The sequence below is a fragment of the Mesorhizobium sp. M1329 genome, from assembly GCF_040318035.1.
Classification (GTDB): Bacteria; Pseudomonadota; Alphaproteobacteria; order Rhizobiales; family Rhizobiaceae; genus Mesorhizobium.
Genome location: NZ_JAMYLN010000031.1, coordinates 12,491 through 33,147 on the forward strand (window position 1 = coordinate 12,491; position 20,657 = coordinate 33,147).

Annotated in this window: 25 protein-coding genes; 12 read left to right on the forward strand and 13 right to left on the reverse strand. The window is 62.4% G+C overall.

The genetic code is table 11. From position 1 onward, the window contains the following. Positions 1 to 12: 12 nt before the first annotated feature. Positions 13 to 861, forward strand: a complete 849-nt coding sequence (gene cysE / locus NKH21_RS25605; protein ID WP_023717455.1) for a serine O-acetyltransferase — start codon at positions 13 to 15, stop codon at positions 859 to 861. 346 nt (positions 862 to 1,207) lie between these two features. Further along, positions 1,208 to 1,411 (forward strand): DUF3126 family protein, encoded by a 204-nt coding sequence (locus tag NKH21_RS25610; RefSeq protein WP_023674799.1) that lies wholly within the window; start codon positions 1,208 to 1,210, stop codon positions 1,409 to 1,411. Between the two features lie 194 nt (positions 1,412 to 1,605). Here NKH21_RS25610 and NKH21_RS25615 read toward each other — a convergent pair whose 3' ends face one another. Both NKH21_RS25615 and NKH21_RS25620 read right to left on the reverse strand, forming a co-directional pair. Next, complete coding sequence (locus NKH21_RS25615) at positions 1,606 to 1,893, reverse strand: GIY-YIG nuclease family protein (protein ID WP_352868346.1); 288 nt, start codon at positions 1,891 to 1,893, stop codon at positions 1,606 to 1,608. Positions 1,894 to 2,123: 230 nt separating this feature from the next. Continuing rightward, a complete protein-coding gene (locus NKH21_RS25620) occupies positions 2,124 to 2,855 on the reverse strand; it encodes a hypothetical protein (RefSeq protein WP_352868285.1) in 732 nt (243 codons plus the stop codon). 120 nt (positions 2,856 to 2,975) lie between these two features. On the opposite strand from NKH21_RS25620, the gene NKH21_RS25625 reads away from it, so the two are divergent. Both NKH21_RS25625 and NKH21_RS25630 read left to right on the forward strand, forming a co-directional pair. Continuing rightward, positions 2,976 to 3,320 (forward strand): DUF6949 family protein, encoded by a 345-nt coding sequence (locus tag NKH21_RS25625; RefSeq protein ID WP_352668269.1) that lies wholly within the window; start codon positions 2,976 to 2,978, stop codon positions 3,318 to 3,320. 18 nt (positions 3,321 to 3,338) lie between these two features. After that, positions 3,339 to 3,866 (forward strand): gamma carbonic anhydrase family protein, encoded by a 528-nt coding sequence (locus NKH21_RS25630; protein WP_352868288.1) that lies wholly within the window; start codon positions 3,339 to 3,341, stop codon positions 3,864 to 3,866. Positions 3,867 to 3,924: 58 nt separating this feature from the next. Here NKH21_RS25630 and NKH21_RS25635 read toward each other — a convergent pair whose 3' ends face one another. Together NKH21_RS25635 and NKH21_RS25640 are read right to left on the reverse strand one after the other, a co-directional pair. Further along, positions 3,925 to 4,671, reverse strand: coding sequence for an SDR family oxidoreductase (locus tag NKH21_RS25635; RefSeq protein ID WP_352868290.1), 747 nt, complete (start codon positions 4,669 to 4,671; stop codon positions 3,925 to 3,927). Between the two features lie 30 nt (positions 4,672 to 4,701). Then, on the reverse strand, positions 4,702 to 5,889 hold the full coding sequence (locus tag NKH21_RS25640) for an MFS transporter (protein WP_352868293.1): 1,188 nt from the start codon (positions 5,887 to 5,889) through the stop codon (positions 4,702 to 4,704). 96 nt (positions 5,890 to 5,985) lie between these two features. Between NKH21_RS25640 and NKH21_RS25645 the strand changes: the two genes are divergently transcribed. Beyond that, positions 5,986 to 6,882 carry a LysR family transcriptional regulator gene (locus tag NKH21_RS25645; RefSeq protein WP_352868294.1) on the forward strand — a complete coding sequence of 299 codons (897 nt, stop codon included), beginning with the start codon at positions 5,986 to 5,988 and terminating at the stop codon, positions 6,880 to 6,882. Positions 6,883 to 7,094: 212 nt separating this feature from the next. Here NKH21_RS25645 and NKH21_RS25650 read toward each other — a convergent pair whose 3' ends face one another. From NKH21_RS25650 to NKH21_RS25660, 3 genes are all read right to left on the reverse strand, one after another. Continuing rightward, entirely contained in the window at positions 7,095 to 7,694 is a 600-nt protein-coding gene (locus NKH21_RS25650; protein WP_352668306.1) for a transglutaminase-like cysteine peptidase, read from the reverse strand. A gap of 262 nt (positions 7,695 to 7,956) precedes the next feature. Next, positions 7,957 to 8,574 (reverse strand): PilZ domain-containing protein, encoded by a 618-nt coding sequence (locus NKH21_RS25655; RefSeq protein WP_352492546.1) that lies wholly within the window; start codon positions 8,572 to 8,574, stop codon positions 7,957 to 7,959. Between the two features lie 117 nt (positions 8,575 to 8,691). Further along, the gene (locus NKH21_RS25660; protein ID WP_352668258.1) at positions 8,692 to 9,330 is read right to left on the reverse strand and encodes a PAS domain-containing protein; all 639 of its coding nucleotides are present in this window, start codon (positions 9,328 to 9,330) and stop codon (positions 8,692 to 8,694) included. 392 nt (positions 9,331 to 9,722) lie between these two features. Here NKH21_RS25660 and NKH21_RS25665 point away from each other — a divergent pair, with 392 nt between their 5' ends. The 4 genes from NKH21_RS25665 (at position 9,723) to NKH21_RS25680 (ending at position 13,207) form a co-directional block, all read left to right on the forward strand. Next, positions 9,723 to 10,493, forward strand: a complete 771-nt coding sequence (locus NKH21_RS25665; protein WP_352868296.1) for a rhomboid family intramembrane serine protease — start codon at positions 9,723 to 9,725, stop codon at positions 10,491 to 10,493. A gap of 101 nt (positions 10,494 to 10,594) precedes the next feature. Continuing rightward, complete coding sequence (locus NKH21_RS25670) at positions 10,595 to 11,026, forward strand: CBS domain-containing protein (protein WP_023717464.1); 432 nt, start codon at positions 10,595 to 10,597, stop codon at positions 11,024 to 11,026. 191 nt (positions 11,027 to 11,217) lie between these two features. Further along, complete coding sequence (gene gatB, locus NKH21_RS25675) at positions 11,218 to 12,717, forward strand: Asp-tRNA(Asn)/Glu-tRNA(Gln) amidotransferase subunit GatB (protein ID WP_352868299.1); 1,500 nt, start codon at positions 11,218 to 11,220, stop codon at positions 12,715 to 12,717. Between the two features lies 1 nt (position 12,718). Continuing rightward, positions 12,719 to 13,207 carry a GNAT family N-acetyltransferase gene (locus tag NKH21_RS25680; RefSeq protein WP_352868300.1) on the forward strand — a complete coding sequence of 163 codons (489 nt, stop codon included), beginning with the start codon at positions 12,719 to 12,721 and terminating at the stop codon, positions 13,205 to 13,207. 15 nt (positions 13,208 to 13,222) lie between these two features. On the opposite strand, the gene NKH21_RS25685 is transcribed toward NKH21_RS25680, so the two are convergent. From NKH21_RS25685 to NKH21_RS25705, 5 genes are all read right to left on the reverse strand, one after another. Then, on the reverse strand, positions 13,223 to 13,564 hold the full coding sequence (locus NKH21_RS25685) for a hypothetical protein (RefSeq protein WP_352868301.1): 342 nt from the start codon (positions 13,562 to 13,564) through the stop codon (positions 13,223 to 13,225). A 150-nt stretch (positions 13,565 to 13,714) separates the two neighbouring features. After that, on the reverse strand, positions 13,715 to 14,923 hold the full coding sequence (locus tag NKH21_RS25690) for a hypothetical protein (RefSeq protein WP_352868303.1): 1,209 nt from the start codon (positions 14,921 to 14,923) through the stop codon (positions 13,715 to 13,717). Between the two features lie 150 nt (positions 14,924 to 15,073). Further along, positions 15,074 to 15,373: a hypothetical protein gene (locus tag NKH21_RS25695; protein ID WP_352868304.1), complete on the reverse strand. Its 300-nt coding sequence runs from the start codon at positions 15,371 to 15,373 to the stop codon at positions 15,074 to 15,076. Positions 15,374 to 15,467: 94 nt separating this feature from the next. After that, positions 15,468 to 16,868, reverse strand: coding sequence for an ArnT family glycosyltransferase (locus NKH21_RS25700; protein ID WP_352868305.1), 1,401 nt, complete (start codon positions 16,866 to 16,868; stop codon positions 15,468 to 15,470). Positions 16,869 to 17,057: 189 nt separating this feature from the next. After that, on the reverse strand, positions 17,058 to 18,218 hold the full coding sequence (locus NKH21_RS25705) for a helix-turn-helix transcriptional regulator (RefSeq protein ID WP_352668244.1): 1,161 nt from the start codon (positions 18,216 to 18,218) through the stop codon (positions 17,058 to 17,060). A 255-nt stretch (positions 18,219 to 18,473) separates the two neighbouring features. On the opposite strand from NKH21_RS25705, the gene NKH21_RS25710 reads away from it, so the two are divergent. The 3 genes from NKH21_RS25710 (at position 18,474) to NKH21_RS25720 (ending at position 19,967) form a co-directional block, all read left to right on the forward strand. Continuing rightward, the gene (locus NKH21_RS25710; RefSeq protein ID WP_352668241.1) at positions 18,474 to 18,872 is read left to right on the forward strand and encodes an NADH:ubiquinone oxidoreductase subunit NDUFA12; all 399 of its coding nucleotides are present in this window, start codon (positions 18,474 to 18,476) and stop codon (positions 18,870 to 18,872) included. Between the two features lie 155 nt (positions 18,873 to 19,027). Continuing rightward, positions 19,028 to 19,510, forward strand: a complete 483-nt coding sequence (locus NKH21_RS25715) for a DUF2155 domain-containing protein (protein ID WP_352451095.1) — start codon at positions 19,028 to 19,030, stop codon at positions 19,508 to 19,510. An 88-nt stretch (positions 19,511 to 19,598) separates the two neighbouring features. Further along, the gene (locus NKH21_RS25720; RefSeq protein WP_352868350.1) at positions 19,599 to 19,967 is read left to right on the forward strand and encodes a hypothetical protein; all 369 of its coding nucleotides are present in this window, start codon (positions 19,599 to 19,601) and stop codon (positions 19,965 to 19,967) included. Between the two features lie 72 nt (positions 19,968 to 20,039). On the opposite strand, the gene aat is transcribed toward NKH21_RS25720, so the two are convergent. Beyond that, positions 20,040 to 20,657: a leucyl/phenylalanyl-tRNA--protein transferase gene (gene aat, locus NKH21_RS25725; protein WP_352868310.1), complete on the reverse strand. Its 618-nt coding sequence runs from the start codon at positions 20,655 to 20,657 to the stop codon at positions 20,040 to 20,042.

A 20,657-nucleotide genomic window follows, 5' to 3' on the forward strand; every position in this document is an offset into this window, starting at 1 on the left:
CGGAGACATCAGATGAACAGCGTTACGATTTCCCGTCCCACCAGGGTGCAGCCGGTAGATCCGATCTGGCGTTCGATCCGCGACGAAGCGATGGAAGCGGTCAACCGCGATCCGCTGCTGGCGGCGTTCCTTTATTCGACCATCCTCAATCAGGAAAACCTGGAAGAAGCGGTTATCCACCGGCTGGCCGAGCGCCTCGCCCACCAGGACATCGGCTCCGACCTCATCCGCCAGACATTCAAGGCGATGGCGGCCGACGACAAGGACTGGTCGACGACGGTGCGCGTCGATATCCAGGCCTATTACGACCGCGATCCGGCCTGCGACCGCTTCATCATGCCGGTGCTCTACTTCAAGGGTTTTCATGCCATCCAGACGCACCGGCTGGCGCATTGGCTGTGGAACCAGGGCCGCCAGGATTTCGCGCTGTATCTGCAGAGCCGGTCGTCCTCGGTGTTCCAGACCGACATCAATCCGGCAGCCCGCATCGGCAAGGGCATCTTCCTCGACCACGCCACCGGCCTCGTCGTCGGCCAGACGGCGGTGATCGAGGACGACGTGTCGATCCTGCACGGCGTGACGCTGGGCGGCACCGGCAAGGCCGGCGGCGACCGCCATCCCAAGATCCGCTACGGCGTGCTGATCGGCGCCGGCGCCAAGATCCTCGGCAACATCGAGATCGGCCATTGCTCGAAGATCGCCGCCGGGTCGGTGGTGCTGTCGCCGGTACCGCACAACAAGACGGTTGCCGGCGTGCCGGCCCGCGTCGTCGGCGAGACCGGCTGCGACCAGCCCTCGCGGCAGATGGACCAGCTGTTGCCATCGCAGACGATGGACCACGTCGTCAGCTTCGACATCTGAGCGCTCGGGCAGGGGCTTGGGCAAGGGCTTGTCGCGTCGGACCAACTATCGATGTCGGCGCCGCCCCTCATCTGCCTGCCGGCATCTTCTCCCCGTATAGTGACGGGGAGAAGGGGCTGACCGTAGCGTCGGCGCCCTTTCAGCAACGCTGGAGATTGGCGAAATCCTTTGTGAAGGCGTTCCTTCTCCCCGTCACTATACGGGGAGAAGTGACCGGCAGGGCGATGAGGGGCGGCGCCGACTTGAGGCGATTGCCCGTCTTCTCTCGTCGGCTTTGCCTTTACATGGTCATTGTCGACGTGTCAGAAGCGCGCTCAAACGAGCAAGCGACGATCGGAGAAGACTGTTGAAGCCGGACGAAATCAGAAAGCTGGACGCCTATTTCAAGCGCACCTTCCAGAACCCCAAACTCGAAGTGAAGGCGCGGCCGCGCAAGGAAGATTCGGCCGAGGTCTATGTCGGCGACGAGTTCCTCGGCATCGTCTTCAAGGACGAGGACGACGGCGACTATAATTTCTCGATGGCGATCCTCGACATCGATCTGGCCTGAGCCGGGAGTTTAGCTGGCCGGACCTGGTTGTTGCAGGCGGATCGCCTGATGGCGGAGCGCAAACCTCGGAGACTGGCTGGAGCATCCCCAACTTCGTCATCCCAGGGCGGAGCAAGGAGCGAAGCGACGCGGCGCAGACCCGGGGATCCATGCCGTTGCCTGTCGGCAGTGCGCCTGCGGACCAGAACGGTACGCTACCACCCAGTTCCGCGAAAAAGCTCGAACCACTCAGGGTTGGTCTTCTCGATCAGCTCGATCTTCCGCTGGCGTGGCCAGCGCTTCAGCGACTTCTCGCGCTGGATGGCATCGCGAATGTCGAAATGTTCCTCGTACCAGACCAGACGCTGTACGCCGTAGCGGCTGGTGAAGCACGAGCCTTCGCCAGATTTGTGCTCCGGCATGCGGCGGCCGAGGTCGTTGGTGACACCGATGTAGATCGTGCCGCGCTTCTGGCTTGCAGTCATGTAGGCATAGCCGGTCATGGTTGAACGGTAGCTTGCGCCGGCGCCGACGCAAGTGCCGTTCTGAACCGCTGCATTCCTCGGCTGAGGTAACGGCATGGATCCTAGGGTCTCCGCCGTCGCTTCGCTCCTGCTCCGCCCTAGGATGACGAAGGCGTGGTGGGCCTACAGCTAATCGCAAACCCTGGAGATTGGTAGCCCGATTGGCGGGGCTCCAGCCCACAGCCCTTCAGGCCGGTCAAAGGATCGAGCTACCGCCCCGTCTTCAGCACACGCGCTGCCTCGCCCGAAATCGCCGCGTCGAGCGCCTGCCAGTCGCCCAGGAATTCCCGGGGGAAGCGGTAGGTGAGGCTGAGATTGTCGCCGACCAGGATGTCGCGTTCGCAGGGCGCTAGCGATTCGTCCGCGCTCGGGCCGCTCAGGCAGCGTGCAACGAACGGATCCTTACCGGGGCGGTCGGCGACCGCCAGCACTTCGTTGAGATAGCCTGATTTTTCGCTGAAGGCGTAAAGCGTGATGCCGCCAGGGCCGGGCGTACCCGGCTTGGCGATCAGCGCGCTGTAGATCGGCGCGAAACGGCCGCTCATGTCGCGCGACATCATCTGCGGCTCGAACGACAGGAAGACGATGTCCTTGCTGGGTCCGGTGTGGTTGAAGTCGTCGCGGGCAGCCTCGCTGTAGCCGTCCATCTCGGGATAGCGCAGATAGAGGTCGAGCCGCGAGGCGATGCCGTCGCGCCGGGCCTGGGCAAAGCGGATGACGTTGGCCGGCACGGCGATGACGTTGTTGCCGATGACGACCTTGTGGACCGTGGTGTCGTCGGTGTACCCGGCCATGGCGATCGAGCGGCCGAACCATTTGCCGCCAAGGCTGATCGCCACCGAAAGCAGTGCCAGCGCGGCGAACGCATAAAACACCCGCTTCATCAGCGTCGAATCGACGACGCTGAGTTGCGGGCCCTCAGTGGCGGCTGCCTGCTTCATCGCGACCCTCGTTTGCCGTCCCATCGGCTGTACCTGAACGACACATCTCGGCGCGGCACGGCTCTTGCTTCGCAGCTTTTGCAGGCGACTGTGCGATTTCATGGTAAACGGAGGGTAAAGATGGGTCCGGTCGAACAAATCATATTCAGTTTTATGGCTGGGCTGACGGCTTGCGGCCTGGTCGGATCGGCGATGGAGCTGGTCGCCGGCCGCAAGCTTGCCTTCGTCCAGCCCTACGTATCATCGAAGCACATGCTGCGCTCGCTCGCCGCGACGGCTTGCGCCGGGCCGCTGATGTTCGCCAACGAGGCGCTAGACGCCTGGCGCGAGCGTCGCATCTCGGTGCTGGGGCTGATCTCCTGCGGCTGTACGGCGACCATCTGGGCGCTGGCACTGGGCATGGTGGTGATCGCCATTGCGTCCTGGGCGGCTTCGCTTCTAGGGTCTGGCAGCTTGTCGGTGTGAGACGATCTGGAGACAGCAATGCCGATCTACGCGATTGACGGAAAAGCGCCCGCTTTCGAGGACGCCGACAGCAACTGGATCGCGCCCGACGCCACCCTGATCGGCAATATCAGGATCGGCCGCAATGCCGGCTTCTGGTTCGGTGTCGTCGTCCGCTGCGACGACGAGCCGATCGTCATCGGCGCCGACACCAACGTGCAGGAGCACACAATCATGCACACCGACGCCGGCTTTCCGCTGACCGTCGGCCAAGGCTGCACGATCGGCCACCGTGCCCTGCTGCATGGCTGCACCATCGGCGACAACAGCCTGATCGGCATGGGCGCCATCGTGCTGAACGGCGCGAAGATCGGCAACAACTCGCTGGTCGGCGCCGGTGCGCTGGTCACCGAAGGCAAGAAATTTCCCGACAATTCGCTGATCGTCGGCTCGCCAGCGCGCGTCGTCAGGATGCTCGACGAGGCCGCAATCGCCAGGCTGCGCGCCTCGGCCGCGCATTATGTGGCAAACGGCCGGCGGTTCAGGGCGGGGCTGAAGGAAGTCTAGCCGACCCAGAAATGGTGGAGCCGGGCCTTAGGATACCCAAAGCATAGCCCCTTCCAAGTCAAACCGGCTGGGCGGTCGGCCGGAACAAGATCTCGTTGATATCGACGTCGTCCGGCTCGTTGATCGCGAAGGCGACTGTTCGGGCAAACGTATCTGGCCCCACGGCGATCTTGCTCACGAAGTCCCTGGTGCCCTGCTGGATATCCTGCTCGCTGATATGCTCGAGCAACTCTGTGCTGACAGCGCCCGGCGAGATCACCGTGGTGCGGATATTGTAGGGTTTGACCTCTTTCCGCAGACCCTCGGACAGCGCACGCACGGCGAACTTGGTAGCGCAATAGACCGCCGCACCCGGGTCGACCACATGGCCGTATACGGACGAGACATTGATGATGTGCCCCGATCGCTGCTCCTTCATGTACGGAAGCGCGGCCGCGATGCCGTAAAGGACGCCCTTGATGTTGACGTCGATCATCCGGTCCCATTCGTCGACCTTGAGCCGTTCGAGCGGGGCCAACGGCATGAGGCCCGCATTGTTGAGCATCACGTCGATGCGGCCGAATTCCCGGACCGCCGTGTTCACCAGGTTCTGGACCTGGCCGGCGTCGGTGACGTCCGTAGTGACGGCCTTGGCTTTGAACCCAGCGGCGCTCAGTTCCTGGACAAGCGCGTCGATGCGGTGTGACCGGCGTGCACCCAGGACCACGGAAGCGCCTCGTCCGGCAAGATGGCGTGCCGTCGCTTCTCCGAGGCCACTGCTGGCACCGGTGATGACGACGACCTTGTTCTCGATTCCTTCGGACATGAGATTCTCCTAGACAAGAATTGAAAGAGTTCAGGTGCGGGGCCTGGCCGAGGCGGCGAGCAAGGCCGAGCCCGTGAGCAGGACGGCGGCGAGAAGGAAGGCGCTCCACCAGCCGGCCACGTCGAACAGCAAGCCTCCCGCGATAGCGCCGCCCGCGATCGCGAGCTGGATCAGGGCGACCTGGAGTCCGCCCCCGGCCTCCAGGTCTTCAGGGATGAGCTTGGTCATCCAGGTGTTCCACGCCACCGGGATCGGGGTCGCGAACAGTCCCCAAAGAACCAGCAGGCCGGCCGTGGCGCGTGCAAACGGTCCAAAGGCAATCAGCAGTAGAGCGAAGACCGCGAGTGCACTCGGCAGCCCGATCAGCACGGCTGTGAGGTGCCGCCGGAGTATGAAGCCGACAATCGATAGTCCCGCCACGCCACCGAGGCCGACGCCCAATAGAGCAAGTGAGAGGGCGTTGACCTCGAGGCCCCTCACGTTTTCCAGAAACGGCCGCAAATAGATCGAGAGCGCGTTCTGCCCGATGAAAGCGAGCCCGGTCGCGCCCATGCCGATGGCGAATCTGCGATTCCGCAGCAGGCCGAACATACTCGACACCGACGCGATCTCTATCGGTGGCATCTTCGGGAGAACGGCCAACTGCCAAACGAGCGCCGCAAGGCCGATGGGGACAGTGACGAAAAAGGTTCCCCGCCATCCGATCAGCGATCCGAGGAAGCTGCCGACGGGCGCGGCAATCACCAATGCGAAGGCAGTGCCACCCTGGAGCAAGGCAATGGCCTTGGGCAGGTCGGGTCCCGCGGCCAGGCGGGCCAGAATGGCCGTCGACAGTGACCAGAAACCACCGATCGCGATGCCGACCAGCGCCCGCCCGGCCAGGAAGACCAGGAAGTTGGGAGCAAGCGCCACCGCCAGGCTCGATGCGGCCAGCACTGCCGTATAGAGCAGAACCACCGTCCGTCGATCGACGTTTCGCAACAGCGAGTTGCCGAAGAGGCTGGTAACCACGGCGAAGAATCCGGATACCGCGATTGCCTGGCCGGCCTGACCCCCGGAGGCGGCCAGATCCTGAGCGATCGGGGTGAGCAGGCTCACCGGCAGGAACTCCAGTCCGACCAGAAGGAAGGTGAGCAGCGACAGGCAGACCACCGCAGACCATGGGGTCGTCGTGCTGTCACCTGCTGCGGCCTCGCCCAGCGCGAAATCAATGGCCATAAGGCAGTCTCCTGTCCGTTGCCGAACTAAGTAGTCGGGCTGGCCAAATGCGACTAGCGGGTATAATTTTGATGTGGTTGTGAATGAGGCTCATCAATGCCACGCGACGAGTTCGCCGAAATGCGCGCGTTCCTGGAGATCACCCGGACGCGGAGCTTCACCCGAGCAGCCGCCAAGCTCGGCGTCACTCCTTCGGCTCTTAGCCACACCATCAAGTCGCTGGAGTCGCGGCTTGGCGTTCGTCTTCTGTCTCGCACCACGCGCGACGTGGCCCCGACGGCGGCCGGTCAACGCCTCAAGGAAGGCATCGAACCGCACTTCGAAGGCATCGCGGCTGAGGTCAGCGCTCTCGGCGTCCTTCGCGACAGGCCGTCCGGCAACATCCGCCTGGTGTGCACCGACGATTCGGTCGACATTGTCTTCCGCGCCCGGCTGCCAAAGTTCCTGAGCGACTTCCCCGATATCAATGTCGAGCTGGTGGTCGACAACGCCTTCACCAACATCGTCGAGCGCCAGTTCGATGCCGGCGTGCGGCTGGGCGAGTCCATTGCCCGGGATATGGTAGCCGTACGCATCGGAGCCGACGTGACCTACACTGTCGTCGGCTCACCCCATTACTTCGCCCACCGGACACCGCCGGAGACGCCGCAGGAGCTGACCGACCATAACTGCATCAACTACCGGCTGCCGACGTCAGGATCGGTCTATGCCTGGGAATTGCGGGAAGGCGCGCGCGAGTTCAGTGCTCGGGTCGAGGGGCAACTGACGCTTAACAACATGGGGCCGGCGATCCAGGCCGCGCTTGACGGAGTGGGCTTGGCCTATCTGCCGCGCGAACTCGTCATTCCACACATTGAGAGTGGCCTTCTCCAGGAAGTCCTGACCAAATGGTGCCCGACGTTCCAGGGTTACCACCTGTACTATCCAAGCCGACGCCATCCCTCTCCGGCGTTTTCCGCCTTTGTCGACGCGTTCCGTGTCAGGGGCAAGTAACGGCGTTTCGGCGACGAACGACAGCTCGTATCCCACAAACGATCGTGAGACAGCTTGGGTGACGAAGCGCAGTTGGAGGCAAGCCGGGATAACTGAATCGAATGTGTTTCGCCCAGAAATGGTGGAGCCGGCCCGGGGACGGGGCCGGCTCCTTAAACCCGGTCGTTGGGGACGGGGAGGGTGGGGACTCGACCGGGTTTTGCGTCGCGTCCTCAGCGGACGCTGGCGACCGCGTCGGAGCGGCCGTCGTTGATCGTCACCCAGGCGCCGGAATTCCGCTCGGACTGGCGCTTCAGGTAGGTGTAGCCGGTATTGGTCCAGGACAGCACCTTGGGCTGCAGATTGTCGAGGATGAACTCGCCAAGGCTGGTGCGCACGGTCAGCACCGCATGGCCGTCGCCGTTGCGCTGGCGCACGACCGTCATCAGCAGATCACCGGCCGGCACGCCGATGCTCATCAGCTCGCGGCGCTTTTCCAGCGCATAGTCCTCGCAGTCGCCGAAGCCGCTATTGGGAAAGGACCAGACTTCCTCCTTGCCCCACATTTCCATGTCGGTGCGCGGCGCGACCTTGCTGTTGACCGAATTGTTGATCTTGACGATCGTCGCCCACAGCTTGCGGGTGAGCTCGACGGGTGCCCGCCCAGGCGTCCTCTGATTGCATTCCTGCGGAAGCTGCTGGCACAATTCGTAGTGACCGACCGGCTGTGTGGTGCGGCCGCCGGTGTGCATGAAGGCCGGCTCCGCCGCGTTTGCAATCCCCCAACCGAAAAGCTGCATCGCTATTGCCGCCAGCAACAGCTTGCCCCTCATCCTGTTCATTATTCAGTCTCCCCGTTTGAGGAGACAATGACACGGCTGGATTTATTTGACGCAAAAGCACGAAGTAGACATTAAGTAAAACACCAATAGAATAAACGTAAAATTTGACGCAATTGAGTATAGAATTGTTTAAGGATTCTAGCCAGGTGTGTTCCCATGCTTCGTCGCACCGTTCGAACAGCTAGGATGGCGGGACAGAGGGGGGCGCGAAGGATCGCGAGCCTCTCTTCCCGATGGCGCTAAGGCTTCTGCGTCATCCGCGCGGTGAGCTGAATTCGGTATCGAGCGTTTCCGGCCGCTGGATGACGGCGAACTCGATGGCGACGCCATCTTCGAAATGACGCACTATCTGGCCGCGCATGGTGCCGAGCGTCACCTGGACGCCGATGGCCGGCTTGACGTCGATCTCGATCGCCGCGCCCGACAGCGACAGGTCGATGATGCGGCACTGGTACTGGCGTCCGTCGGCAAGCTGCAGCACGCTCGTCGGGTTGCGCGGTGCGACGCGTTCATGGCGGCGGTCTTCCGGCAGGTCGAGCTCGTGCTTGTTGGCAAGCCAGGTCAGTTGCGCGGCGAGCTTGTCCCTCTTGCGGTCGGACGCGATGACGGTCATCGCAAAGCCATCCTGCAAAGTGCGGGTGATGACGCCTTCGATGCGGCCGATGTGATCGATATAGGCAATGACCTTTTCGCCAGCCAGGCCGGCGCGCTCGGTGCGCAGCGCAACGTTGCCGGGCGACATGTCGACCACCTGGCACGGATGCTCGGTGCGGTCTTCCAGCATGAAGCGTCCGTAAATTTTCACGCGGACGCGCTGAAAGTTACGCCTTTCAGCTTGGGACGGCGCATGGTCGACCGCCGCTGACCTCATCACTGCCATACCCCGTTCGTCATTCCGCGCATGGATGCGGGGAATTTCAGCGGAAAACTACAACAAAGCAGGTTAACAAAGGGGAAAGCCCGGCGCTGTTGCTTTAAGCTTTGGGCATCATTCCTCGCGTCCGCCGTCGAAGACGACCAGGTGACGGATGCGGCGGGCCTGGCCGAGCGCCGAAATCGTCTCGGGCGGGTCGAATTCCGATGGGGCGAGCGAGGGAACCTCTATCGCGGGCCGGTTCTTCAGGAACATCGGCTCCTTGTCGGGATCGACGACACGGATCGAATCGATCAAGGCGTCGAGAACCGGGTCGGCACCCAGCCAGAAGGGTTTTTCGACGGCGCTTATCACGCCGAGGCAGCGCGGGCTCTCGACCCCGCCGTCGAGCGGCAGCGCGAGCAGCTCGAACCTGTTGGATCGGCCGTTGCGGCTGAAACCCTCATAGGTGATGAGCATCACCGATTTCTGGTCGAAGACGCCGTCGGTCAGCTTCGAGATCAGCCGCTGGTCCTTCTCGCGCCACAGCGAAGGGAATGAAAACCCCTTGAGTTCGCGGCCATAGACCGCGCAGAGCCTGGTGCCGGCCAGCCGGAACACCGCTTCGCCGCGCGTGTCCTTTTCCAGGATGAACGTGTCGGCCAGCAGCGACTTGATATCCGCGGGTTCGACTTCCGAGCGCTTCGGGGCAGGGCGTCCGTCACGCAACCGGTTCCAATAATGGAACAGCGTGATCGATCCGGTCTGGTTCATGCTAATGCTGCTCCGCGCATTCTGTCTTCTGATGTCCCATCGGTGAACAGAAGGGCGCCCTCCGAAGACCTACATGCGTTGCGGAGCAGGATGCGTGCCAGCATCGTTAATACTTGTTCACGGGTCGGGGCGGTTAAGGTTAACAACTGGTTTACGTTGCGCGCCAGCCAGCCCTGTGGCACACCAAAACCACTCCAGAAGCGGTCGTTTTGCGACGATCGGCAGCACTTCAGTCAAGAGTTCAGGGGGAGCATGGGGGCTCGACCAGCCGTTCAAGGGAAACCTTGGACGGCTTCTTTTTTGATTCGGGGCTGCTGATTCGCCGTTTGTGATTCGGTTGGTCGTGATCTACATGCTCGCGAAGTCCAACCCAGCGACTGAGTGCAAGCCATATGAGCGACCCAGAAAGCCCACCGGAGATCGAGCAGGGCGAGGGCGGGCCTGTCGCCCGCGAACCGGAGCAGCGCCGCGAGCCGGTGTTCAACCTGCCGCCCGTGGTGCTGGCGGTGATCGGCATCTGCGTCGCGGTCCATCTGATCCGGGTCTATTGGCTAACTGACGACCAGGACTTCGAACTGCTTGTCAGGGCTGCCTTTGTGCCGATCCGCTATTCCGGCCGCTTCGACCTGGATTTCTTTGCGTTTTCAAGCCCTTTCACCTACGCCTTCCTGCATGGCGGCTTTGCCCATCTTGCCATCAATATGGTGTGGCTCGCGGCCTTCGGCTCACCGCTGGCCAACCGCTTCGGCGCGCTGCGCTTCAGCCTGTTCTTCGCCGCGACCGGACTGGCGGCGGTGGCATTGTTCTGGGCCATGCATCCGCTTGGCGAGGCGCCGCTGGTCGGGGCCTCCGGCGCGATTTCCGGTATGATGGGCGCGGCGGCACGCTACGGCTTCCGCATCGACCGCTCGTCGGGCAAGGCCGCCTTCGCCGGTCAGCCTTTGCCGATGGCGGCAGTGCTGCGCTCGCGCGGCGTCGTCACCTTTCTCGCCATGTGGATGGTGATCAACCTCGCGACCGGCCTCTTCGGCCTGGCGCCTGGCATTGACGGCCAGATCGCCTGGGAAGCCCATATTGGCGGCTTTCTTGCCGGCTTCTTCGGCCTGCGGTTTTTTGATCGGCGAGAGCAGGCACCCCGGCAGGCGGACGAGCCGGAGACCTGAGACCTCCGCACTTGAAAAGCAACCGATCGCGGCGCACCATGTTCATCCCAGGGAAAGCCGGCCAGGGCAGGAGCCGGCAAGGAAATGCAGAGGAGGACGCCATGACTGTTAAGGCAATTCTCGAGGCAAAAGGCCACGACGTGGTGACGCTTGGGCCGAACGAAAAGCTCAGCGAAGCCATCCGCATGCTTTCCGAACACAGGATCGGCGCGCTGGTCATCACCAACGGCGATCACAAGATCGTCGGCATCCTTTCCGAGCGCGATGTGGTGCGGGTCCTCGCCAAGGAGGGGGCCGCGGCGCTCGACCTCGCCATCCGCTCGGCGATGACGCCCAAGGTGAAGATCTGCAATGAGAACCACACCGTCAACGAGGTCATGGAGATCATGACCAAGGGCCGCTTCCGCCATCTGCCGGTGGAAAAGAACGGGCTGCTCGACGGCATCGTGTCGATCGGCGACGTAGTCAAGCGGCGCATCGAGGATGTCGAGCGCGAGGCCGAGGAGATCAGGGCCTACATCGCCACGGCATGAGGCGACGGCGGCCGGGTTGCCGGCCATTGAATCTTTTCAAGCCGCTATAGCAGTCCATCGCGGCAGGTGCGGGCCTGTGCCGCGTCGGCGTCTGCGGCTTTGCGCTTGTCTCTTTTGGCGGTTTGCACTAGCGAAGTTGCACATCAAAATATGCGTTCTCGCATGTCCGCAATTTCAATATGCAGGCCCTTATGAGCATCATCGATACCCGCACGCCCGACGCCAAGCGCCTGGTTCCCGGCGCTACCGGCGACTGGGAGATCATCATTGGCCTCGAGGTCCACGCGCAGGTGACCTCGCAGGCAAAGCTGTTTTCCGGCGCCTCGACCATTTTCGGCGCCGCGCCCAATGCCAATGTCAGCCTGGTCGACGCGGCGATGCCCGGCATGCTGCCGGTCATCAACGAGGAATGCGTCAAGCAGGCGATCCGTACCGGGCTGGGCCTGAAGGCTGAGATCAACCACAAATCGGTCTTCGACAGGAAAAACTATTTCTATCCCGATCTGCCGCAGGGCTACCAGATATCGCAGTTCAAGCAGCCGATCGTCGGCGAGGGCAAGGTGATCGTCTCGGTCGGCCCGGACCGGCAGGGCGAATTCGAGGACATAGAGGTCGGCATCGAGCGCCTGCACCTGGAGCAGGATGCCGGCAAGTCGATGCACGACCAGCATGCGACGATGTCCTATGTCGATCTCAACCGCTCCGGCGTGGCGCTGATGGAGATCGTCTCCAAGCCGGATATGCGCTCCGCCGATGAAGCCAAGGCCTATGTCACCAAGCTGCGCACGATCGTGCGCTATCTCGGCACGTGCGACGGCAATATGGACGAAGGCTCGCTGCGCGCCGACGTCAACGTCTCGGTGCGCCGGCCCGGCGGCGAATTCGGCACGCGCTGCGAGATCAAGAACGTCAACTCGATCCGTTTCATCGGCCAGGCCATCGACTATGAGGCGCGCCGGCAGATCGCCATCCTCGAGGACGGCGGCAGGATCGAGCAGGAAACGCGGCTGTTCGACCCCAACAAGGGCGAGACGCGCTCGATGCGCTCCAAGGAAGAAGCGCACGACTATCGCTATTTCCCCGATCCCGACCTTCTGCCGCTGGAATTCGACCAGGCCTATGTCGACGCGCTGGCAAAGGACCTGCCGGAACTTCCGGACGCCAAGAAGGCGCGGCTGATCACCTCGCTCGGCCTGTCGACCTACGATGCCTCGATCCTGGTTTCGGAAAAGGCGATTGCCGATTATTTCGAGAAGGTGGCGGCCGGGCGCGACGGCAAGCTCGCCGCCAACTGGGTCATCAACGACCTCCTGGGGGCCTTGAACAAGGCCGGCAAGGATATTGAAAACGCTCCTGTTTCGCCCGACCAGCTTGGCGCGGTCATCGACCTGATCAAGGAAGGCACCATCTCCGGCAAGATCGCCAAGGATCTCTTCGAGATCGTCTGGAACGAGGGCGGCGATCCGCGTCAGCTGGTCGAAAGCCGCGGCATGAAGCAGGTCACCGATACCGGCGCCATCGAAAAGGCGGTGGACGAGGTGATCGCGGCCAACCCGGACAAGGTCGAGCAGGCGCGTGCCAAGCCGACCATGGCCGGCTGGTTCGTCGGCCAGGTGATGAAGGCGACCGGCGGCAAGGCCAATCCGCAGGCGGTCAACGAGCTGGTCAAGGCCAGGCTCGGGATCGAGTAGGATGTTCGTTCGCACCGCCAGCGAGCGCGATCTTGCGGCGGTGCGCGCATTGCTGGTCGAGACATGGCATGCCACCTATGATGCCATCTACGGCGCGCCGCGGGTCACCGAAATCACCGATGAATGGCATTCTATCGCCGCGCTCAAAACACGGCTGACGCGGCCGAACTCGGAGTTCCTGCTCGCCGACGACGGCAAGAGCATCGGCGGCATGGCTTTCGCCGCCGCCACTACGGATCCCGGAATCGTCATGCTGAACCAGCTTTACGTGCATCCGGCCTGGCAGAGGCAAGGCATCGGCCAGGCGCTGCTGGACGAGATCGAGGCCAGCTTTCCGGAGGCTCGAACGCTGCGCGTCGAGGTCGAGGAAGCAAATGCTCCGGCCATCGCCTTTTACCGCTCGAGAGGGTTCCTGCCCGCCGGCAACACAGCCGATTGCGGCGGCGCCTCGGGGTTGCCGGCGCTGGTTTTGGAGAAGGCGATCGGCTAGCTCGTTCGCCTGACGCTAGTTGCGTTTCACAGGCAGGTTGGAGCAGCCGGCAGCGAGAAACTCGCACGGCAGGCTGCCGCCGCCACCCGACGTGTGCGGGGGCGTGGCGGCTTCGATCTTTTCGACCTCGTAATATTTCGAGGTAACGCCCCATCTTTTGACGCCCTGGCACGTCGAGCGCACGCCAACCTCCGTCGCCTTTGCCGCAGTCTTGTAATAGGTGGTGATCCGGCAGGATTGGCTGACCGGCAGCGCGTTCGCCGGGCTCGTGACCGGCGGCAGGAAGCTCGGGAAGGCAAGCAGCGAGATTGCCGCAATGATCCGGACGGCGGGCATGGTGTGGGGGAAGTGCAGCATCGTTTGTCTCCATCGATGGCTCCGCTCGCTCGTGGCGCAGCGGCGCGTTTGTTCCTGCAAGATCAGGCCATGAAGCCGGCGCTGCCGCATCTGCCGCGCGGGGGAGGCGGCAGCGGTCTGAACCGCCGCCGTCATCCGCGAGCGGCCGCGTCAGGGCGTTTTCGGCTTGATGAGCGTCTTTATCGGAACGGCGACTTTTGGAGGCCGGACCGTACTGGTTCCACCATCGACGGCCAGCCCGCCGCTGTTGAGATAGCGCACCGTATAGTGCAGCTCATAGCCCGGAACTCTGATCCATGTAGGTTTGTGATTGAACTGGTCCGGAGGCCTCGAATACCACTTCGGGATCTGCATGATCTTGGAACCGGCACCGAATCCCGCAGTCTTGGCCGCTACTGCGAAGGCGCTGTCTCTGGGATCGTTCGGCGGCTGATCGACATTGCCGATGACGACCAGCGAATCGTATTTTCGCGCGTCGAGCCGTACTGCGGGAAGGTTCAGCGCAGCCACGTCGCCTTCGCGCATCGTCAGCGCCTTCTGGAGGCCATCCTCATTGGCATAGACGTTGAGGTTTATGGCCTCGGAGGCCGCATAGACGACATTGTTGTGGAAGTCGCGGGCTGCCAGGCGCGTGAGACTGTCGAAGGTCACTTCTATCGTCGGCTTGGCTATGGCGTCCGTCACCACCAGGTTGCGTCGCGGCACCGTCCAAAAGATGAGATCATCGTCGGTGGCCTGCGTGCCGGCATCGGAGCCGTCTATGGCCGAGCATTTCGAATTCGGAACCGGCGTCGTCACCGGCAGGGGTGCCGAAAACGAGCTGCGTACCTGGGCGTCGATGTAATTGCCGACGTTGAAAACGTCTTCGAGGATGTTGCCGCCCTCGAAGCTCGCCGGGCCGGGTTGCGAGCGGATGATGACCTGGCTGGAATCGGTCTGCCAGCCGCTGCAGAAGACGTTGACGTCTATGGGAATGCCGATGTGACGGTCGGAGGTCACCGGGATCGAGACTTTGATGGTCAGGATGTAAGGAACTTTGACAAACCAGCTGTTCGGCCGGTTCAGCATCTGCGTCGCAAAGCGCGACGGCCGCCATTGCTTCAGCGATTCGATCGATGCGCGCGATGATCGTCCCTGGGCGGCCAGCTGTGCGTTGGTGGCGTCGACCTTGGCTTGCGCCAGGTTGCGGACGGTGTTGGTGATCAGGAACACGCCGAGTTCGGCTTTGCAGGGCCTGTTCGATTGTGTGGGATTGCATGGGGCAAGTGCCGCACTGGGAACCGGCGGCCCCGAAGGCGGCGGCTGGGCGGCCGCAGTGGCCGCCATCAGGCAGAAGAACAGCATCGTGCAGGTTTTCAACATGGTATCCTCGCTCTGTCGTTGGAAACCACCCTCCGGCTAGACGGCAGCATTTGTCCGATGGCGGTTCATCGCCCGCGGGGGATGAATCGCGAAACATCGGGCGGGCCCAGCGACGTTGAGCCGCCGCCGTCCTTTCGGATCGGATGGCTACTGCTTCACGGCGCCTTCGGTTGTCGCCTTCGGCGCGACGACCTTCGGCTTGGGGGTTTTTGGCCCTGGGTCGACTACCAATGCGGCCGTGCAGGAGCATTTGCCCGAACCGCAGTTCAGGTCGCCCTTGCACATTTTGGAATGCCGCATGTCGGTGCAGTCGGCGGTCCCGGAGCAGGAGCAACTGCCTTGCCCAATCGTTCCGGACTGACATTTGAAGCTCCATGCCGGATCGGCGGCAAGGCCGGCCACAGCGAGCGATAAGGCAAAAAGCGTCGTCGAGATGAGCTTGCGCATGAATACCTCCCGGTTCTATCGAACGATGGAACCACGAAGCAGCAACGCCTTCATCTCCCGCGCGGGGGACGAACTCGCATACCGGTGACGATCGTCAATGCTGTCCCTTCAGCACGACGAGATAACCGCGTTCGACGCGAAGCCGGAACGCGATTTGCCCTGCAGTGCCCGGATCCTTGGAAACCTTGTCGATGACATAGCCGCTGGGATGCGAGCCAAGCCATTCTTCCGGTTTGTCGGTGGTTTCGAATGGCTTCTGCAACCGGGCCAGGAAGCCGACTTCGCCTTGATAATCGAAAGCCACAGCCCAGTCCGCATCCTTTCGCTCGTCGATGAAGTTGGCGAGCGGCGTCAGGTCATAGCGTTTGAACGCGGTTGCCGATGCCAGCGCGTGGCCAATGCCGAAAATGACAAGCATGACGACGGCCGAGCTCTTCAGCCTAGCGAGCGGGATCTCCGCCATGAAATAGCCGAACAGGATGACCACGAACGGCAACATCGGCACGACATAATGGGGCTGCTTGCCGGATATCGCGCTGAACACCAGAAAGACGGCAACGAACGAGAACGACAGCAGGCGTAAGGCGCGCAGATCCGGCGACTTCGTCTCGATCAGGCTGCGGATCCGCGCGCGCAGCTTCAACCGCCAGACCTCGGGTATGAAGATCCACGGTATGAACATGACTGGCAGCAGCAGCAGATAGAAATAGAACGGCCGGCCGTGCGAATTGCGCAAATTGCCGGTGACACGCCCCGCCGACTGGTTCCAGACGAGATCATAGACGAAATTGCCTTTTGTCAGGATGGTCGCCGGCACCAGCCAGATCGCCACCGGAATCAGCGCGGCGAGCACTGCCAGGCCCACTCCAGCGAGGAAGTTCGGTGTCGCCAGTCCCGCCCGCCGGTCGCGCCAGAACGGGTAGAACAGGATGGGCGCGCCGATATGGATCAGCACCACCGGGCCTTTCGTCAGCACGCCCATGCCGATGAACAGCCCGGCCAGAACGGCCTGCCAGCGGTTGCCGCTGCGGCCAAAGGCAATCAGCGACAACAGCGCGGCAAGCACAAAGACCGTCAGCAACAGGTCGAACAGGATCAGCGTCGAATAGATGACGAACACGCTGCTTCCAGCGACCAGCCAGGGGATGCGCCGCGCGATGTCGTCACGGCCCGGAAACAGGGTCTTTGCCAAAGCCGTCGTCAGCCAGATGACGAGCGAGGAGGTGGCGAAGATGACCAACATCGCCGCCGGCCGGCTGGCGCCGAAAACGGTCCAGACAAGGTCGATAAGCCAAAACAGCAGTGGCGGCTTTTGCAGATAGGGCGCGAAATTCATCGTCGGGACGAAGATCTGTCCGCTCAGATACATTTCCCAGGTGACGCTGAGATATCGCGTTTCGTCGACGGGCAGCAGTGGCCGGAAAGCGACCGCGATTACGATCAGCCCAAGCAGAAGGAGGTAGGGGAGTAGCCGCTCGGTAGATGTCGGTGTCAAAGATCGAGATCCGTGCCAGAAACAATTTTCATTCCAGCCGAGCATAGTGCCGCGTTTCTGGACCGCGAACGACCGCACCATGATTTTGGCCGAATTGCAACGATGCCGGTTTCGTTTCGCAGAAAGGCTTGGAAAACTGACGGGCCGGGCCTTTTGGACCGCTGCCGGTCGGGGGGAACCCAGTGCAAATCAACTGGAGCGCAAGGGCGGCGACAATTCGCGCATCAACAGTTCGAGCTCGCGCTGATCGCCTGTACCGGTCTTGTCGAAGATCGTCGCCAGCTGCGACTTGACGGTGCCGTCCGAGACGCCGCCGGCCGCGGCGATTTCCTTTCGCGTCAGGCCGGCGGCAACGTGACCGGCGACGCGCCTTTCCGCCGCGGTCAGTCCGAACAGCGCCGCAATGGCGTCCAGCGCCGGGATAGGCGCCGAACCGGCCGCCGCGATGAAGATCGCTGCGGCGGCGCGCTGCGCGATGCGCGCCGAGATTTCACGCCGTGCCAGCGGCATCACATGGGCCACCGCCGGAACGGCCGTCTTGGCCAGGGGAATGTTGATGCCGCAAGGTCCGAGCGCGAATTCGTCGCGCGTGCCGAGCTGGACGGCGCGGCCGATTGCGGCGTTGGCGTTGGCATAGGTGAATGAAAGCTGGCCCCGCACGCAAGCAACCGAAATGTTTTCGGCGAGCAGCGCTTCGGCTGACGGGTTGGCGAAGATGATGGTCATGTCTTCGGCGACGATCAGCACCGGATGGTCGAGGCTTTCGATGATGGAGCGGAAGATTTCGGCCTTGCGCCGCTCGGCCTCGAACAGGTCGCCGATGGTCACCGCGCGCCGCACATGCGGCGCCAGCAGGCAGACAAGCTCGAGATCCTCGCGGGAAATCTGGCGCCTGTCCTTGTCGGTGACCACCATCAACGTGCCGATCCGGGTCGGCCGCTTCATCAACGCCACCCAGAAGAAATCGTCCAGGCGGTTGGGTTGCACCCATTCGCGTACGATGCGGCTTTCGAGCCATCTCTGTCGCGTATCCGGGCCTTGCAGGGCGTAGATCGAATCGACGGTGAACGGCACGTCGATCTCCATCTTGGGAACCGCCGCATAGAACGGCACTTGCGAGCCGTAGTCATGCTTCAACGGCTCAAGAACTGCGGGATCGCCGCAGGACACCGAAAACCGCGCGGAACTGCTGATCGTGTCGATGACGGCGAGCATGGCAAGCTGGCCTTCCGCCAGGTTGCAGATGGCCTCGAGTGTCGCCTGCCAGCGGTCGACGTCGGCAATCGAATCGTAGATCGCCTCAACGACCTGCGGCAGCGCGCGACCGGCCGTGCCCGCCAGCGATGACATGAGCCCCTCTCATTTGCCGTCCTTGAGGCAACGAAGCTTCAACTCCTAGAATAACGCTGCGTAAGGTTGCCAACAACCCATTTCATCTGCTTCGCGCGGACGCGAAAATAACATGATCATTTCGCTTTCCCGCCAGCCATTTGCTCCTCGGTTGCGGCAAGACGCTTGCCTTCGCAATGCCGTGACGCCATAAGCAGGAACAGGCGCCGCAGCCGCCGCGAGGACTTGCTTCAAGGACTTGCCACGAGGATTTGGATGAAAACTTTCCTTCTGCAGTTTTTCACCTGGTGGAATAGCCAGACATTGGGAACGCGCTTCCACACCTGGCGGCACGGCAAGAAGGTCGGGCAGGACGAGGTCGGCAACGTCTACTATGAGGGCGGCGTCGATTCGGAAGGCCGCACCCGTCGCTGGGTCATCTACCGCGACTATTCGGAAGCCTCGGCGATTCCGCCCGGCTGGCATGGCTGGATTCATCACCGTGTCGACGTTGCGCCGCCAAGCGAAGAGTACAAGCCACGCGACTGGCAAAAGCCGCATGTGCCGAACCTCACCGGCAGCCCCGCAGCCTATCGCCCGAAAGGCTCAGTGCTGACCAACCAGCATCGTCCGCAGGTGACGGGCGACTACGACGCCTGGACGCCTGGTTCGTGATCGATCGGCGCGACATGCGCGCGGTCTCCACGGGGCGGTCCCCACGACGACGGTCCTTTGTCGCCACAATTGCTGTTTAGCTGTTTGCTGATCCGACAGCAGCAACTAGCCTTGGCGTTAAGAGAATCACCCGGGCGCAAACCACCGGACCTTGCATGAGCATGTTCAGCCGAATTTTGACGGGCGGATTAACCGCGGTCGTTCTCGCTTCTATGGTGGCGCTTGCTGCTGCGCAGGAGTTGGCGCCGCCTGCGCCGGACGCGTCGGTGGCGCCTGCAGCACCCGCAGTATCCGAGCGCATCACCAATCCCGTCGCTGAATTCGCCGGCATCGACAAGATCACCGGCCGTATCATCACCTTCGATGTCTATATCGACGAGACGGTGCAGTTCGGCGCTTTGCAGGTGACGCCGCGCATCTGCTATTCGCGGCCCGAAAACGAAGAGCCTAAGACGGATTCGTTCGTCGAGGTCGACGAGATCACGCTCGACCGGAAAATACGCCGTATCTTCACCGGCTGGATGTTTGCCGAAAGCCCCGGGATCAACGCCGTCGAGCATGCCGTCTATGATATCTGGCTGAAGGGCTGCAAGCAGAAGTCCGACGTGCCGGCACCCGCCGCCCCCAAAACCAACTAGACTTTGTCAGCGCGCGGCGGATACCGCGCTTTGCGGAACCGCATTGTTGCCCGCGCGTTGGGGCCTCTCTACGGTGGAGGTTGCCATGATGATGGCCAACAAGAACGAACTTCTCGACATCGAAAGGGGATTCTGGAGCGGCGGTGCCGACTATTTCAAGGCCAATGCCGATACCGAATGCCTGGTGGCCTTCCCGCAGATGGCGCGGGTGATGAGCAATACCGATCTGGCCGCAACTGCCACGGACCCGAACCGCTGGCGCGATCTCGACATCGACCTCAAGGGCATCATCGAGCCTGGCAGCGACATCGTCATGCTGACCTACGAGGCGCGTGCGACGCGGCAAGATGGCGAAGCCTATGCAGCGCTGGTCAGCACCGGCTATGTCCACCGCGTCAACGGCTGGAAGATGATGTTTCACGCACAGACGCCGCTGGCGACGGCAGCAAAAGGCTGACCGGCTGCTAGAGCAATTCCAGGAAAAGTGTGAACGGTTTTGCGTTTCTGTGAAACGATGAACCATTCCAGTTTATGGAAAAAACACGGCCTCGCCCTTCAGCGCCTCGGCCAGCATCTTCTCGTACTTGCCGCGCGGCACGTCGATTGCGCCGAAGCGTTTGAGATGCTCGGTGGTGAACTGCGTATCGAGCAGTGCAAAGCCGCGCGCCTTCAGGCGTTCGACGAGGTGAACCAGGCAGGCCTTTGACGCGTCGGTCTCCCTGGCGAACATGCTCTCGCCGAAAAACACGCGGCCGAGCGATACGCCGTAGAGCCCGCCGACCATCCGGTCGTCGTGCCAGGCCTCGACCGAATGGCAATGGCCCATCCGATGCAGCTCGATATAGGCTTCGCGGATCGGTGCGTTGATCCAGGTCGACCGCCGTTCCTCGCGCCTTTCGGCGCAGGCCTCGATCGTCGCCTCGAAGTTGAAATCGATGCGGAACTCGAACAGGTTCTTGCGGATCGTCTTTCTCAGGCTTTTCGGTATGTGGAACCCGTCGAGCGGAATGATGCCGCGCGTCTCCGGCCGCACCCAGAACACTTCGGGGTCATTGGCGCTCTCGGCCATCGGGAAGACGCCGGAGGCATAGGCTTTGAGCAAAAGGTCAGTCGGGATGCGATAACCGGGTGCGTAGGGACGGGTCAT

What these genes read in the sequence shown, in the direction of transcription:
- cysE (WP_023717455.1), top strand. Translation starts at nt 13, where the DNA reads ATGAACAGCGTTACGATTTCCCGTCCCACCAGGGTGCAGCCGGTAGAT.
- NKH21_RS25615 (WP_352868346.1), bottom strand. Translation starts at nt 1,893, where the DNA reads ATGACCGGCTATGCCTACATGACTGCAAGCCAGAAGCGCGGCACGATC.
- NKH21_RS25620 (WP_352868285.1), bottom strand. Translation starts at nt 2,855, where the DNA reads ATGAAGCAGGCAGCCGCCACTGAGGGCCCGCAACTCAGCGTCGTCGAT.
- NKH21_RS25625 (WP_352668269.1), top strand. Translation starts at nt 2,976, where the DNA reads ATGGGTCCGGTCGAACAAATCATATTCAGTTTTATGGCTGGGCTGACG.
- NKH21_RS25630 (WP_352868288.1), top strand. Translation starts at nt 3,339, where the DNA reads ATGCCGATCTACGCGATTGACGGAAAAGCGCCCGCTTTCGAGGACGCC.
- NKH21_RS25635 (WP_352868290.1), bottom strand. Translation starts at nt 4,671, where the DNA reads ATGTCCGAAGGAATCGAGAACAAGGTCGTCGTCATCACCGGTGCCAGC.
- NKH21_RS25640 (WP_352868293.1), bottom strand. Translation starts at nt 5,889, where the DNA reads ATGGCCATTGATTTCGCGCTGGGCGAGGCCGCAGCAGGTGACAGCACG.
- NKH21_RS25645 (WP_352868294.1), top strand. Translation starts at nt 5,986, where the DNA reads ATGCCACGCGACGAGTTCGCCGAAATGCGCGCGTTCCTGGAGATCACC.
- NKH21_RS25650 (WP_352668306.1), bottom strand. Translation starts at nt 7,694, where the DNA reads ATGAGGGGCAAGCTGTTGCTGGCGGCAATAGCGATGCAGCTTTTCGGT.
- NKH21_RS25655 (WP_352492546.1), bottom strand. Translation starts at nt 8,574, where the DNA reads ATGAGGTCAGCGGCGGTCGACCATGCGCCGTCCCAAGCTGAAAGGCGT.
- NKH21_RS25660 (WP_352668258.1), bottom strand. Translation starts at nt 9,330, where the DNA reads ATGAACCAGACCGGATCGATCACGCTGTTCCATTATTGGAACCGGTTG.
- NKH21_RS25665 (WP_352868296.1), top strand. Translation starts at nt 9,723, where the DNA reads ATGAGCGACCCAGAAAGCCCACCGGAGATCGAGCAGGGCGAGGGCGGG.
- NKH21_RS25670 (WP_023717464.1), top strand. Translation starts at nt 10,595, where the DNA reads ATGACTGTTAAGGCAATTCTCGAGGCAAAAGGCCACGACGTGGTGACG.
- gatB (WP_352868299.1), top strand. Translation starts at nt 11,218, where the DNA reads ATGAGCATCATCGATACCCGCACGCCCGACGCCAAGCGCCTGGTTCCC.
- NKH21_RS25680 (WP_352868300.1), top strand. Translation starts at nt 12,719, where the DNA reads ATGTTCGTTCGCACCGCCAGCGAGCGCGATCTTGCGGCGGTGCGCGCA.
- NKH21_RS25685 (WP_352868301.1), bottom strand. Translation starts at nt 13,564, where the DNA reads ATGCTGCACTTCCCCCACACCATGCCCGCCGTCCGGATCATTGCGGCA.
- NKH21_RS25695 (WP_352868304.1), bottom strand. Translation starts at nt 15,373, where the DNA reads ATGCGCAAGCTCATCTCGACGACGCTTTTTGCCTTATCGCTCGCTGTG.
- NKH21_RS25705 (WP_352668244.1), bottom strand. Translation starts at nt 18,218, where the DNA reads ATGTCATCGCTGGCGGGCACGGCCGGTCGCGCGCTGCCGCAGGTCGTT.
- NKH21_RS25710 (WP_352668241.1), top strand. Translation starts at nt 18,474, where the DNA reads ATGAAAACTTTCCTTCTGCAGTTTTTCACCTGGTGGAATAGCCAGACA.
- NKH21_RS25715 (WP_352451095.1), top strand. Translation starts at nt 19,028, where the DNA reads ATGAGCATGTTCAGCCGAATTTTGACGGGCGGATTAACCGCGGTCGTT.
- NKH21_RS25720 (WP_352868350.1), top strand. Translation starts at nt 19,599, where the DNA reads ATGATGGCCAACAAGAACGAACTTCTCGACATCGAAAGGGGATTCTGG.
- aat (WP_352868310.1), bottom strand. Translation starts at nt 20,657, where the DNA reads ATGACCCGTCCCTACGCACCCGGTTATCGCATCCCGACTGACCTTTTG.